The 13,861-nt window shown below is 69.3% G+C and carries 11 protein-coding genes; 6 read left to right on the top strand and 5 right to left on the bottom strand.

What is annotated here, in order from left to right; all coding sequences use genetic code 11:
- The first annotated feature begins 91 nt into the window (after nt 1-91).
- Both BM297_RS08150 and hpaD read left to right on the top strand, forming a co-directional pair.
- Complete coding sequence (locus tag BM297_RS08150; RefSeq protein ID WP_092430086.1) at nt 92-1,123, top strand: AraC family transcriptional regulator; 1,032 nt, start codon at nt 92-94, stop codon at nt 1,121-1,123.
- Between the two features lie 239 nt (nt 1,124-1,362).
- A complete protein-coding gene (gene hpaD / locus BM297_RS08155) occupies nt 1,363-2,214 on the top strand; it encodes a 3,4-dihydroxyphenylacetate 2,3-dioxygenase (RefSeq protein WP_092430088.1) in 852 nt (283 codons plus the stop codon).
- Between the two features lie 47 nt (nt 2,215-2,261).
- Here hpaD and BM297_RS08160 read toward each other — a convergent pair whose 3' ends face one another.
- The gene (locus BM297_RS08160) at nt 2,262-2,672 is read right to left on the bottom strand and encodes a YkgJ family cysteine cluster protein (protein WP_092430090.1); all 411 of its coding nucleotides are present in this window, start codon (nt 2,670-2,672) and stop codon (nt 2,262-2,264) included.
- A 184-nt stretch (nt 2,673-2,856) separates the two neighbouring features.
- Here BM297_RS08160 and BM297_RS08165 point away from each other — a divergent pair, with 184 nt between their 5' ends.
- The 3 genes from BM297_RS08165 to bamE all read left to right on the top strand — a co-directional run bounded on the left by BM297_RS08165 (nt 2,857) and on the right by bamE (nt 4,796).
- The gene (locus BM297_RS08165) at nt 2,857-3,864 is read left to right on the top strand and encodes a class 1 fructose-bisphosphatase (RefSeq protein ID WP_092430092.1); all 1,008 of its coding nucleotides are present in this window, start codon (nt 2,857-2,859) and stop codon (nt 3,862-3,864) included.
- A gap of 3 nt (nt 3,865-3,867) precedes the next feature.
- Nucleotides 3,868-4,470: a DUF924 family protein gene (locus BM297_RS08170; RefSeq protein WP_092430095.1), complete on the top strand. Its 603-nt coding sequence runs from the start codon at nt 3,868-3,870 to the stop codon at nt 4,468-4,470.
- A 71-nt stretch (nt 4,471-4,541) separates the two neighbouring features.
- Nucleotides 4,542-4,796 (top strand): outer membrane protein assembly factor BamE domain-containing protein, encoded by a 255-nt coding sequence (gene bamE / locus BM297_RS08175; RefSeq protein ID WP_092430097.1) that lies wholly within the window; start codon nt 4,542-4,544, stop codon nt 4,794-4,796.
- A 48-nt stretch (nt 4,797-4,844) separates the two neighbouring features.
- Here the strand turns inward: bamE and BM297_RS08180 are convergent, their stop codons facing one another.
- Nucleotides 4,845-5,276 carry a CBS domain-containing protein gene (locus BM297_RS08180; RefSeq protein ID WP_092430099.1) on the bottom strand — a complete coding sequence of 144 codons (432 nt, stop codon included), beginning with the start codon at nt 5,274-5,276 and terminating at the stop codon, nt 4,845-4,847.
- Between the two features lie 283 nt (nt 5,277-5,559).
- On the opposite strand from BM297_RS08180, the gene BM297_RS08185 reads away from it, so the two are divergent.
- Complete coding sequence (locus BM297_RS08185; protein WP_092430101.1) at nt 5,560-7,521, top strand: PhoX family protein; 1,962 nt, start codon at nt 5,560-5,562, stop codon at nt 7,519-7,521.
- 203 nt (nt 7,522-7,724) lie between these two features.
- Here BM297_RS08185 and BM297_RS08190 read toward each other — a convergent pair whose 3' ends face one another.
- The 3 genes from BM297_RS08190 to BM297_RS08200 all read right to left on the bottom strand — a co-directional run bounded on the left by BM297_RS08190 (nt 7,725) and on the right by BM297_RS08200 (nt 13,846).
- Complete coding sequence (locus BM297_RS08190) at nt 7,725-9,122, bottom strand: sodium-dependent transporter (protein WP_092430103.1); 1,398 nt, start codon at nt 9,120-9,122, stop codon at nt 7,725-7,727.
- Nucleotides 9,123-9,186: 64 nt separating this feature from the next.
- Nucleotides 9,187-10,230: a Leu/Phe/Val dehydrogenase gene (locus tag BM297_RS08195; RefSeq protein WP_092430105.1), complete on the bottom strand. Its 1,044-nt coding sequence runs from the start codon at nt 10,228-10,230 to the stop codon at nt 9,187-9,189.
- Between the two features lie 148 nt (nt 10,231-10,378).
- A complete protein-coding gene (locus BM297_RS08200) occupies nt 10,379-13,846 on the bottom strand; it encodes an indolepyruvate ferredoxin oxidoreductase family protein (protein ID WP_092430107.1) in 3,468 nt (1,155 codons plus the stop codon).
- Between the last annotated feature and the right edge of the window lie 15 nt (nt 13,847-13,861).

Genomic DNA, 13,861 nt, shown 5'->3' on the forward strand with positions numbered 1-13,861 from the left:
CGGCCTTTTGCCGGCGGACTGATCCGGCGCAAGATTGGCGGGCGCGCAGGCCGTTAGGCTGCGCGCAGGCAAGACTGGATGGGGGCGGGACATGGCACAGACTTCATCGGTGGTGGCCGGCTGGCTGGCCGCGGTGACGCGCACGCTGGAGGCGCTGGGGCACGACGCCGACCAGCTGCTGCTGGAGGCGGGTGCCGACCTGGCCGACAAGTACGTGCAGGAGGCGCGCTTCTCCTCGGCGCTGACCCGGCGCTTCTGGCCGCTGGCGGTGGCGCGCACCGGCCACGCGGACATCGGTCTGCATGCAGCGCGCTTCGTCTGCCCGACCACCTTCCACGCCCTGGGCTTCTCGCTGTGGGCCAGCGCCTCGCTGTACGAGGCGCTCGAGCGCATGGTGCGCTTCGCCGCGCTGCTCAACGACGGCGCCGATCTGGCCCTGGAAGCCGAGGGCGACAACTACCGTTTCTGCATGCGCGTGCAGGTGATCGACCAGCAGGCGCAGATCGCCCCGGAAGGGGTGGACTACTTCCTCGGCGCGGTGAGCAAGCTGCTGCGCGACATGCGCGGGCCGACCTTCGCCCCGCTGCAGGTCAACCTGCGCCGCGCCGCGCCGGCCGATCCGCAGCCCTGGCGCGAGCACTTCGGCGCGCCGGTGCACTTCGCCGTCCATGACGACAGCCTGTTGCTCAACGCCGCCGAGCTGCGCCGGCCGTTGCCCACCGGCAATCCCGAGCTGGCGCGGCAGAACGACCGCCTGGTCGGCGAATACCTGGCGCGTCACCAGCTGCTCAACCCGGCGCTGCAGGTGCGCGCCCGCCTGCTCGAACTGCTGCCCGGCGGTGTGCCGACCCTGGAGGCGGTGGCCGCGGCGCTCGGCAGCAACCCGCGCACCCTGCAGTACCGCCTGACCCGCCAGGGCACCTCGTTCAGCGAAATCCTCGACGAGGTACGCGCCAGCCTGGCCCGCCAGTACGTGCAGCAGTCGCAGCAGTCGTTCAGCGCGCTGGCCTATGCGCTGGGCTTCTCCGAGCCGAGCCACTTCAACCGCGCCTTCAAGCGCTGGACCGGCGAGACGCCGAGCCGCTTCCGGGCGCGGCTGGGGCAGGAACCTGCGGCGTCGTAGGCTAGAAGACTCGCGCAGCGATCTTCTACCGATGCCGGTGCCGCGGCCCGATTGGTGGGTAATCGCTGCGCGAGTTAACCACCCTACGGGTAGCCTCTGGATGCAGCACCTTGCGCGTAAAGGCTAGTCTTTTGCCGCCAGCGGCAATGTCCTCCCCACGACACGTGCGGATACTGGACTCACCAAGCGCCGGCCATCGCCGCCGCCAGTCCCAGAGCCCACAACAAGAGGAAGCCGCCATGGGTGAAGTCGTTCTTGCCGCCAAGGTCACGCACGTGCCGTCGATGTTCATCTCCGAGCAGCCCGGCCCGCACCACGGCTGCCGCGCCGCCGCCATCGCCGGCCACCGCAAGCTGGGCGAGATGATCCGCGCCCTCGAGGTCGACACCATCGTGGTCGCCGACACCCACTGGCTGGTCAACGCCGGCTACCACCTCAACGCCAACAGCGACTGCTCGGGCCTGTACACCAGCACCGAGTTTCCGCACTTCATCCGCGACCTGCCCTACGACTACGTCGGCGACGCCGAGCTGGGCGACCTGATCGCCGCCACCGCCACCGCCAACGACGTGTTCACCCGCAGCCATACCGACGTGCCCTCCTTGGGCCTGCAGTACGGCACCCTGGTGCCGCTGCGCTACATGGGCATCGACAAGAGCATCAAGATCGTCTCGATCGCCGCCTGGCTGTACGACGCCGCGCTGGAGGACTCGAAGACCATGGGCGAGTCGATCCGTCAGGCCGTGGAGCAGTCCGACCGCCGGGTGGCCTTCCTGGCCAGCGGCTCGCTGTCGCACCGCATCGCGCCGAACCGCGAGGTCAGCGACCACCTGATGAAGATCAGCCGGCCGTTCAACAAGCAGGTCGACCTCAAGGTGATGGACATGTGGCAGCGCGGCGAGCACGCCGACTTCCTCGACATGCTGCCGCAGTACGCCCGCGACTGCGACGGCGAGGGCGGCATGCACGACACGGCGATGCTCTACGGCCTGCTCGGCTGGAAGGACTACAAAGGGAAAGCCGAGGTGCTCACCCCGTACTTCGAGAGCTCCGGCACCGGGCAATGCAACGTGCTGTTCCCGCTTGACTGAAGCCGGATGGGAAAGAAGAAGGGCGCCAATCGGCGCCCTTCGTCGTTTCAGCGGTTGTGCAGCGCCTTCTGCTGGTACGCGCAGTAGCCGGGCTTGGGGCCGATCTTCGGATGGTTGCGGCAGGTGTCCGGACGGTTGGCGTAGACCGTGCACAGGCGGGTCTTCTGGTCCAGGTACAGGCAGTCGCCGCTGGAGTGTTGTTCCAGGGTGAAGATGCCGGACTTCTGGTTGAAGCGGCCGACGATGCCTTCCTTGCTCAGGCGCTTGGCGATCTGCTTGGCCGGCTCGCCGGCCTCGAACTCGTCGATCACGCCGAGGCGGATCAGATCCTTGAGGCGCACCTCCACCGGCAGGCTGCAGCAGGTGGCGCGGCAGGTGTGGCACAGGTCGTTGCCGGTGAACTTGATCCAGGTTTCAGTGCGCTCGGGGTCGGCGCCGACCAGCAGGTGTTTGCTCATTGGGTTCACAGGGTGACAGGGCGGAAGGCGCGCGATGATAAGCAGTCGGCGGCGGCCTTGCAGCAGTTTTTACCGGCAGCCGGTCGGCTGGATGGCGGCGGATTGATGCGCGGCAGGAGGCGGCGGCGGCCGAGTCGGGTTAAAATGCGCCGATTTACCCCTTGCCCCATCTTCGGAGCCGTCCATGTCCCGCGTTACCCTCAGTCGCTACCTGATCGAAGAGACTCGCAGCAACCACACTCCGGCCGACCTGCGCTTCCTCATCGAGGTGGTGGCGCGCGCCTGCAAGGAGATCAGTCACGCGGTATCCAAGGGCGCGCTGGGCGGCGTGCTGGGCAGCGCGGGCAGCGAGAACGTGCAGGGCGAGGTGCAGAAGAAGCTCGACGTGCTGTCCAACGAGATCCTCCTCGAAGCCAACGAGTGGGGCGGCCACCTGGCCGGCATGGCCTCCGAGGAAATGGACAACGCCTACCAGATCCCCGGCAAGTACCCCAAGGGTGCCTACCTGCTGGTGTTCGACCCGCTGGACGGCTCCAGCAACATCGACGTCAACGTCTCGGTCGGCACCATCTTCTCCGTGCTGCGCTGCCCGGAAGGCTGCGACAACGGCTGCGACCTCGGCGAGGAAGCCTTCCTGCAGCCGGGCACCCAGCAGGTGGCCGCCGGCTACGCCATCTACGGCCCGCAGACCATGCTGGTGCTGACCCTCGGCAACGGCGTCAAGGGCTTCACCCTCGACCGCGAGCTGGGCAGCTTCGTGCTCACCCACGAAGACATCCGCGTGCCGGCAAGCACCGCCGAATTCGCCATCAACATGTCCAACCAGCGCCACTGGGAAGCCCCGGTGCAGCGCTACGTCAGCGAGCTGCTGGCCGGCAAGGAAGGCCCGCTGGGCAAGAACTACAACATGCGCTGGATCGCCTCGATGGTCGCCGACGTGCACCGCATCCTCACCCGCGGCGGCGTGTTCATGTACCCGCGCGACGGTCGCGATCCGTCGATGCCCGGCAAGCTGCGCCTGATGTACGAAGCCAACCCGATGTCGATGATCATCGAGCAGGCCGGCGGCGCCGCCACCACCGGCACCCAGCGCATCCTCGACATCCAGCCGACCTCGCTGCACCAGCGCGTGCCGGTGTTCCTCGGCTCGAAGGAAGAGGTCGAGCGCATCACCGGCTACCACCAGGCCTGACCGGTGGCCGCACCCTGGCAGCCGCTGCTCGACTGGTGGTTCGGCCCGTCGAGCCAGGCCGCCGAGGTGGTGGCGCACAAGCACGGGCTGTGGTTCGCCAAGCGAGCCGCACAGGACTGTGATGCGCGCGAGCGCTTCGGCGTTTTCGTTGAACAGGCGCTGAACGGCGATCTGGAGGAGTGGAGCGGTGCTGCCGAGGGCTGGCTGGCGCTGCTCCTGCTGCTCGACCAGCTGCCGCGGATGATCCACCGCGATACGCCACGTGCCTTCGCCGGCGATGCCCGCGCCCGCGCGCTGGCGCTGCAAGGACTCGCCGCGGGCCGCGAAGCGCGGCTGCCGGCGATCCGCCAGGTGTTCGTCTACCTGGTGCTCGAACATGGCGAAGACCTCGCCCTGCAGGACGAGGCGGTGCGCCGTTTCCGCCAGCTGCACGAGCAGGCCGCCCCCGCCGAGCAGGCCGCGTTCGCCGACTTTCTCGCCTACGCCGAGCGCCACCGTGCGGTCATCGCCCGCTTCGGCCGCTTTCCTCACCGCAACGCGATCCTCGGCCGCCCCTCGACGCCCGAGGAGCAGGCCTTCCTCAAGGAACCCGGCACGCGCTTCTGACGTCCAATCGGCAGAGCGGCGGGCGCCAGTGTGGCAAGCTGCGCCGCTCACTCGTCCACGGGAGTTCGTCCATGTCGTTTCGCTCTGCCCTCGTACTGGGGGCCTGTCTGCTGCTGGCGGCCTGCAACAAGGTCAACCAGGAAAACTTCTCCAAGCTCAAGACCGGCATGAGCAAGACCGAGGTCGAGCAGCTGCTCGGCGCGCCGCGCGAGTGCGCCGGCGCCCTGGGCTTCACCAGCTGCACCTGGGGCGACGAGAAGACCTTCATCAGCGTCCAGTTCGCCCAGGACCAGGTGCTGATGTTCTCCGGCTCCGGGCTCAAGTAGCCGGCGGTTGGTACCGGCGGGGCGCCGCCAGCCCCTCGCGCCGCTCGGCTAGCCGCGGATGTACTGCTCCAGCTGCTGGATCAGCTCGTCCTGTTCGGCGAGGGCTTCCTTGACCAGGTTGCCCACCGAGAGCATCCCCACCAGGCGCCCGTCGTCGATCACCGGCAGGTGGCGCAGGTGGCCCCGGCCCATCAGGCGCAGGCAGTCGCGGCTGGTCTGGTCGGGGGTCACGCTGATCACCGGCGCGGACATCACCGCGCTGACCGGCGTGCCTACCGAGGAGCGCCCCTCGAGCACCATCTTGCGCGCGTAGTCGCGCTCGCTGACGATGCCGACCACCTGGTCCTCTTCGGTGACGATCAGCGCCCCGATGTTCTTCTCCGCCATCAGCTGCAGGGCCTGCAGCATCGTGGCTGTGGGCGCGATGGTGTAGATGTCCTGGTTCGGCTTGGCGCGGAGCATATGCGCAACGGTCTTCATGCTTCCTCCTGATCGGTTGTCCCTGGGGCATGTCCGGGTGGTTGTTATTGTTGAAGCACGTTTCTTGCCATGGCTTGTGGCGGCAAAGGACGACAACGCGCAACGGCGCCATGAGCATGTTCAGGCGCGGTGCGCCAAGACCAGTATTTAACCGATCCCGGCGGGACGCGCACCTGCCCAAGCGTTGCCGGATATGCCCGCCTTCACCGTTCTGTCATGCCGACGGCCTACAACACAGGGAATGTCCGCCCGCGGGCGGGCGGATCGCTTGCAAGGAATCGCCATGACTCAGGATCTCCAGCTGTTTCACGCGGCGCTGGCCGCCCCCGACGACCAGTCGATCAACCCCAGCGGCAATCCCGGTCTCGACCAGCTGGTCGACCGGGGGCGGCGCACCCTGCTCAAGGGTGGCCTGGGCCTGGCCGCGCTGAACCTGTTCGGCGGCGTGCTGGGCAGCCGCGAACTGTTCGCCCAGCCGGCGCCGCTGCTCGGCTTCGCCGGCGTGCCGGTGCAGACCGCCGCCGACTTCGACCGCGTGCTGGTGCCGCCGGGCTACCGGGCGCAGGCGTTCTTTTCCTGGGGCGATGCGGTGCTGGCCGACGCGCCGGTGTGGCGCAGCGATGCCAGCGACGACTGGCAGGCCCAGCTCCGCCAGGCCGGCGACAACCACGACGGCATGCACTTCTTCCCCTTCGCGGACGCGCCGCACAGCCACGGTCTGCTGGCGATCAACCACGAGTACGTCAACCCGACCCTGCATCCCGACGGCATGACCTTCGAAGACGGCCGGCGCCCGTTGGCCGAGGTGAAGAAGGAGCAGGCGGCGCACGGGGTGAGCGTCATCGAGGTGCGCAAGGACGCCGCCGGCCACTGGCAGCGGGTCATGCCCTCGCGCTACAACCGGCGCATCTCGGCGCTGACGCCGATGGCCATCGGTGGCCCGCTGGCCGGCCACGCGCTGATGAAGACCGCCAGCGACCCGTCCGGGCGCGAGGTGCTTGGCACCCTCAACAACTGCGCCAACGGTTTCACCCCCTGGGGCACCTACCTGGCCTGCGAGGAGAACTGGCACCACTACTTCGTCAACCGCGACGCGGCCGACCACGGTCAGCGGGTGGCGCACCAGCGCTACGGCGTCGGCAACGGCGGGCGCAGCAAGTACTACGCCTGGGAAACCGCCGACCCGCGCTTCGACGCCACTCCCGACCCGCGTCAGCCCCACGGCGGCCAGGTCAACGAACCCAACCGCTTCGGCTGGGTGGTGGAGATCGATCCCTTCGACCCGGCCAGCCAGCCGGTCAAGCGCACCGCCTTCGGCCGCTTCAGCCGCGAGTGCGCGGTGCTCTCGCTGGGCGCCGACGGGCGCATGGCCTTCTACTCCGGCGACGACGCCAAGGGCGAGTACGTCTACAAGTTCGTCCCCGCCGGGCGCTTCGACGCCGACAATCCGCAGGCCAACCGCGACCTGCTGGACGAAGGCACCCTCTACGTCGCCCGCTTCGATGCGGACGGCACGGGGCGCTGGCTGGCGCTGCTGCACGGGCAGAACGGCCTGACCGCCGAACACGGTTTCGCCAGCCAGGCCGAGGTTCTGGTCAACGCCCGCGCCGCCGCCGACCGGGTCGGCGCCACGCCGATGGACCGCCCGGAGTGGATCGCCGTGCATCCGCAGAGCCGCGAGGTCTACGTCACCCTGACCAACAACGACGAGCGTGGCGAGACGCAGCCGCTGGATGCGGCCAACCCGCGCCCGCACAACCTGCACGGGCAGATCCTGCGCTGGAACGAGAAGGATGGCGACCCGACCGCCAGCGAGTTCCGCTGGGAGCTGTTCCTGCTCGCCGGCGAGCCGCCGGGGGCGAAGGATCCGGACGGCCAGGCGGTGGCGGAGCACCTGACCGGCAGCATCCGCGGCGACATCTTCTCCTCGCCGGACGGCCTGGCCTTCGACGGCGCCGGACGGCTGTGGATCCAGACCGACTACGACGATGCCGAGTCGGCGATGCAGGCCATGGGCTGCAACCAGCTGCTCTGCGCCGACCCGCTGAGCCGCGAGGTGCGTCGCTTCCTGGTCGGCCCGCGCGGCTGCGAGATCACCGGCATCACCTGGAGCCCGGACTACCGGGCGATGTGGATCAACGTCCAGCACCCGGCGCTGAGCTATCCGGCCAGCGACGGCCAGACCCGCGCGCGCTCGACCACGGTGCTGGTGACCCGCGACGACGGCGGGGTGATCGGCGCCTGAAACAAAACGGGGCGGGCCGCGCCTGCGCGCGACCCGCCCCGGGTGCTTGATCAAGCCGGCGTAGAACCGGCTTACGATCTCGCGAGCTAGAGCCAGGCAAGGCGAAATCGGTTGAGGAAGCGGAGTTTGCTGGCTGCAAATGAGCATTCCGAAACCGATTTCAACGCAGCATGGCCGACGCGCAGCAGATCGTCAGCCGGTTCTCAGAACAGGCCGAGGCTGTGCAGAAACATCAGCGCAATCGCCAGCGGGGTGATCCAGCGAATCGCCAGCCACCACAGGCCGAAGCCGCCGGACTGCTCGAGGCCGAGGGCCTGCGCGGCGAGGGCGCGCTGCATCACCCAGCCGGTGAACAGCACGGTGAACAGGCCGCCGAGCGGCATCATCAGGTTGCTGGTCAGGAAGTCCAGGCCGTCGAAGAAGGTCTTGCCCAGCAGGGTGACCTCGCTCCAGGCGTTGAACGACAGCACCGAACCGATGCTCAGCAGCCACACCGCCGCGCCGCTGAGCAGCACCGCCTTGACCCGGCCCATGCCGAACCGCTCGCCGAGCCAGGCGATGGCTGGCTCGATCAGCGAGATGGTCGAGGTCAGCGCGGCGAGCGCCAGCATGACGAAGAACAGGCCGCCGACCAGCGCGCCCAGCGGCATCTGGCCGAAGGCGATCGGCAGGGTGACGAAGATCAGCCCCGGGCCGGCGCCCGGCTCCAGGCCGTTGGCGAATACCAGCGGGAAGATTGCCAGGCCGGCGAGCAGGGCCACCGCGGTGTCGGCCAGCGCCACCATCAGCGAGGTGCGTACGATCGAGGTGCCGGCCGGCAGGTAGGAGCCGTAGGCCATCATCGCGCCGCTGGCCAGGCTCAGGGTGAAGAAGGCATGGCCGAGGGCCATCAGCACGCCCTGGCCGGTCAGCTTGCTGAAGTCGGGGGCGAACAGGAACTCCACCGCCTGCATGAAGTACCCGGTGGTGGCGGCGTAGCCGACCATCACCAGCAGGATCAGGAACAGCCCGGGCATCATGAAGCGCAGCGCGCGCTCGAGGCCGTCGCGCACGCCGAGGGCGACGATGCCCAGGGTCACCGCCAGCACCAGGCTGCCGTAGCCGGCGAGCTGCCAGGGATCGGCGAGCAGGGCGTCGAACAGTGCGCCGCTGCTCTTGCCATCCAGGCCGGCGAAGCTGCCGCTGAACGCCGCCGGAGCGTAGGCCAGGGTCCAGCCGGCGATCACCGCATAGAAGCTGAGGATCAGGAAGCCGGTGAGCACCGCCATGCTGCCGATGCGCCGCCAGTGGCGGCTGGCGCCGGCCTCGCGGGCCACCGCGGCGATGGCGCCCTCGGGGTTGGCGCGGCCGCGGCGGCCGATCATGAACTCGGCCATCAGCAGCGGGATGCCGATGGCGAGGATGCAGGCCAGGTAGACCAGCACGAAGGCGCCGCCGCCGTTCTGCCCGGTGATGTAGGGGAATTTCCAGATGTTGCCCAGGCCGACCGCGGAGCCGGTGGCGGCGAGGAAGAACACCCAGCGCGACGACCACAGGCCTCGACCGGCCGTGCTGCGGGTGGAGCCGGCGATGGCGCCGGCAGCGATGCTCTCATGACTCATGGGGCTTGCCCTCATTGTTGTTGTAGTGGGTCAGAATGGGGGACGCCTGGGCGTCCCCGGTACATCAGCGGCCGGCCTGCAGGCGCTCGCGCGCCAGGCGGTCGGCAATGCTCGTGGTGGTGGCGCCCTCGGCGTCGGCGCGCGCGAAGATCTCCGCCAGGGTCGCGCCGATGCCGTCGAGGTGCGCCCGCAGTTCGGCGGGCGTGGCGTCGCCGCGCTGGAAGGCGACGTCGATGATGCCGCCGGCGTTGATCGCGTAGTCCGGCGCGTACAGGCAGCCGCGGCTGCGCAGCTCCTCGGCCAACTCCGGGCTGGCCAGCTGGTTGTTGGCGGCGCCGGCGATCACCGGCGCGCGCAGCGCCTCGAGGCTGTCGCGGTTGACGATCGCGCCGAGGGCGCAGGGGGCGAACACGTCGACGTCCAGACCGTAGATGTCGTGCTGGCGCACCGCATGGGCGCCCAGCTCGTCGACCGCGCGCTGCACGTTGGCGGCGACGATGTCGGTGACGAACAGCTCGGCGCCGGCCGCGTGCAGGTGGCGGGCGAGGCCGAGGCCGACCTGGCCGACGCCCTGGATCGCCACCCTGAGGCCCCTGAGGTCGTCGCGGCCGAGGCGGTGGCGCACGGCGGCCTGCAGACCGACGAACACCCCGTAGGCGGTGGACGGCGACGGGTCGCCATTGAAGCCCTCGCGCGCCTCGGCGCCGGCGACGTGGCGGGTGCGGCGGGCCATCAGCTGCATCTCGGCCACCCCGGTGCCGGAGTCGGCGGCGCTGATGTAGCGCCCGCCGAGGCTGTCGATCAGCGCGCCCATCGCCTCGAACAGCGCCGCACTCTTGCCGCGGTGCGGGTCACCGATGATCACCGCCTTGCCGCCGCCGAGCGGCAGGTTGGCCAGCGCCGACTTGTAGGTCATGCCGCGCGACAGGCGCAGCACGTCGCGCAGCGCTTCCTCGTCGCTGGCGTAGGACCACATGCGGCAGCCGCCCAGGGCCGGGCCCAGGGTGGTGTCGTGGATGGCGATGATCGCCTTCAGGCCGCTGGCCTGGTCGTGGCCGAAGACCACCTTCTCGTGCTGGTCGAACTCGCAGTGGGAAAACACGGACATCGGGGCACCTCGGGTTTCTTGTTGTTGGGGATTGGGGACGGTAACGACCGCTGTAGGAGGCCCGCCCTCGGGGCGAAGCTTCAGCACCTGGCAGCCCGGCGGGCTGCATTCGCCGCGAGGGCGCGCCTCCTACAATACGGATCGCCTGTCAGGCCGCCGGCTCGCAGAGCTGCACCACCGGGATCGCCCGGGCGCTCAGGCGCTCGCGCAGCGCTGCGGCCTGCGCGCGGACCTTGGCCAGCGCGCGCTCCTTGACGTGGCCGTAGCCGCGGATCTCGGCGGGCAGCTCAGCCAGGGCCAGGGCGCTGGCGTAGTTGCCGGGGCTGAGCGCGTTCAGCAGCAGCGCGACGTCCTGCTCGTACTCCTTGATCAGCGCGCGCTCCAGGCGCCGCTCGGCGCTGTGGCCGAACGGATCGAGGACGCTGCTGCGCAGGAACTTGCCGCGCGCCAGCACGGCGAAGGCCTTGAGCAGCCACGGGCCGAATTGGCGCTTGCGCGGCTCGCCGGTGGCGGGGTCGGTCTTGCACAGCCAGGACGGCGCCAGGTGGAACTGCAGGCGGTAGTCGCCCTGGAACTGCGCATCGAGCTGGCGGACGAACTCGCCGTCGCTGTACAGCCGCGCCACCTCGTACTCGTCCTTGTAGGCCAGCAGCTTGTGGTAGCTGCGCGCCACCGCCAGGGCGAGGCGCTGCTGCGGATCGCGGTCGGCGGCGCGCACGCGCTCGACCAGGGCGCGGTAGCGCTGCGCGTAGGCCGCGTCCTGGTAGGCAGTCAGCCGTGCCACGCGGTCGGCGACGATCTCGTCGAGGCTCTCGCAGCGCGGCGCCTCGACCACCTTGGGCTTGGCCAGTTGTTCGACGGCGGCCAGATCGAAGGCGGCGCGGCGGCCCCACAGGAAGGCCTGCTGGTTGAGTGCCACGGCTACGCCGTTGAGCTCGATGGCCTTGGCGATAGCCGCGGCGGACACCGGCACCAGGCCCTTCTGCCAGGCATAGCCGAGCATGAACAGGTTGCTGGCGATGCTGTCGCCGAGCAGCGCGGTGGCCAGGCGGGTGGCGTCGACGAAGTGGGTCTTGCCTGCGCCGACCGCCTCCACCAGCGCCTCGCGCATCGCCGCACCGGGCACCTCGGCGTCCGGGTTGCGGGTGAACTCGGCGGTGGCGGCCTCATGGCTGTTGACCACCGCGTGGGCGATCTTGTCGTTGAGCTTGGCCAGCGCTTCTTCACTGGCCGCGACCACCAGGTCGCAGCCGAGCAGCAGGTCGGTCTCGCCTGCGGCGATGCGCACCGCGTAGATGTCGTCCTGCTTGGCGGCGATGCGGATGTGGCTGATCACCGGGCCGAACTTCTGCGCCAGGCCCGCCTGGTCGAGCACGGTGCAGCCCTTGCCCTCCAGGTGCGCGGCCATGCCGAGCAGGGCGCCGACGGTGGTCACGCCGCTGCCGCCGACGCCGGGCAGGAGGATGTTCCACGGCCGCTCCAGGCTAGGCTGCTGCGGTTCCGGCAGCTCGGCGAAGCTGGCGTTGCGGCCCTGGGCCTCGGGCTGGCGCAGCTCGCCGCCGTGCACGGTGACGAAGCTCGGGCAGAAGCCCTCGACGCAGGAGAAGTCCTTGTTGCAGGCGTTCTGGTCGATCTGCCGCTTGCGGCCGACTTCGGTTTCCAGCGGCAGTACCGACAGGCAGTTGGACTTCACGCTGCAGTCGCCGCAGCCCTCGCACACCGCCGGGTTGATAAAGGCGCGTTTTGCCGGGTCAGCGAGCTTGCCGCGCTTGCGCCGGCGGCGCTTCTCGGTGGCGCAGGTCTGGTCGTAGAGGATCACCGACACGCCCTGGAACTCGCGCAGCTCGCGCTGCACGGCGTCCAGCTCGCGGCGGTGGTGGAAGGTGACGATGGGCGCGAAGCCGGCGCGGCTCGGGTACTTGTCCGGCTCGTCGCTGACCAGGGCGATGCGCTTCACACCTTCCGCATAGACCTGCTGGCTGAGCTGGTCGATGCGCAGCTCGCCGTCGATCGGCTGGCCGCCGGTCATCGCCACCGCGTCGTTGTAGAGGATCTTGTAGGTGATGTTCACCCCGGCGGCTACCGCGGCGCGCAGGGCCAGCTGGCCGGAGTGGAAGTAGGTGCCGTCGCCGAGGTTCTGGAACACGTGCGGGGTGTCGGTGAACGGCGCCTGGCCGATCCAGGTGGCGCCTTCGCCGCCCATCTGGGTGAAGGTGTCGGTATTGCGGTCCATCCACTGGGTCATGTAGTGGCAGCCGATGCCGCCCAGCGCGCGGCTGCCCTCCGGCAGTTTGGTCGAGCTGTTGTGCGGACAGCCCGAACAGAAGTGCGGAGTGCGCAGGGTGTGGTGCTTGGGCGCGGCCAGTGCGGCTTCCTTGGCGGCGAGGAAGGCCAGGCGTTCCTCGATCTGCGCGCTGGAATAGATCGGCGCCAGGCGCTTGGCGATCACCCGGGCGATCATCGCCGGGGTCAGCTCGGCCAGGTTGGGCAGCAGGGAATTGCCGTCTTCGTCGAACTCGCCGACCACCCGCGGGCGCTTGTCCACCGGCCAGTTGTACAGCTGGCCGGTGAGCTGGTCCTCGATGATGCTGCGCTTCTCCTCGACCACCAGGATCTCGTCGAGGCCCTGGGCGAACTCGTGCACCGACACCGGCTCCAGCGGCCAGCTCATGCCGACCTTGAGCACGCGCAGGCCGACGCGGGCGCACAGTTCGTCGTCGAGGCCCAGGTCGTCGAGTGCCTGGCGCACGTCGAGGTAGGACTTGCCGGTGGTGATGATGCCGAGACGCGGGTTGGGCGAATCCAGCTTGATCTGGTTGAGATGGTTGGCGCGGGCGAAGGCGCGCGCGGCGTAGATCTTGTAGGTGTTGAGGCGTGCCTCCTGGACCAGAGGCGGGTCCGGCCAGCGGATATGCACGCCGTCTTCCGGCAGGACGAAATCCTCGGGGATCTGCACCTGCACGCGCAGCGGGTCGACCTCGACCACCGCCGAGGAGTCGACGTTCTCGGCGATGGTCTTCAGCGCCACCCAGCAGCCGCTGTAGCGCGACAGCTCCCAGCCGAGGATGCCGTAGTCGAGGATTTCCTGGACGTTGGCCGGGTTGAGCACCGGGATCGAGGCGGCGATGAAGGCGTGCTCGCTCTGGTGGGCGATGCTGGAGGACTTGCAGCCGTGGTCGTCGCCGGCCAGCAGCAGCACGCCGCCGTGCGGCGACACCCCGGCCGAGTTGCCGTGCTTGAACACGTCGCCGCAGCGGTCGACGCCCGGGCCCTTGCCGTACCACATGGCGAACACGCCGTCGTAGCGCGCGCCGGGGAACAGGCTGGTCTGCTGGCTGCCCCACACCGCGGTGGCCGCCAGCTCCTCGTTGACCCCGGGCTGGAAGTGGATGTGGTTGTCCCTGAGGTACTGCTTGGCTTCCCACAGGCTCTTGTCGAGGTTGCCCAGGGGCGAGCCGCGGTAGCCGGAGATGAAGCAGGCGGTATTCAGGCCGAAGGCGGCGTCGCGCTGCTTCTGCAGCATGGGCAGGCGGGTCAGCGCCTGGGTGCCGGTCAGGTAGAGGTGACCGGTGGCAAGGCGATACTTGTCGTCCAGACGGATCTCGGCCAGAGACATGGGGCGCTCCTTTTA

It is taken from the genome of Geopseudomonas sagittaria (assembly GCF_900115715.1).
GTDB lineage: Bacteria > Pseudomonadota > Gammaproteobacteria > Pseudomonadales > Pseudomonadaceae > Geopseudomonas > Geopseudomonas sagittaria.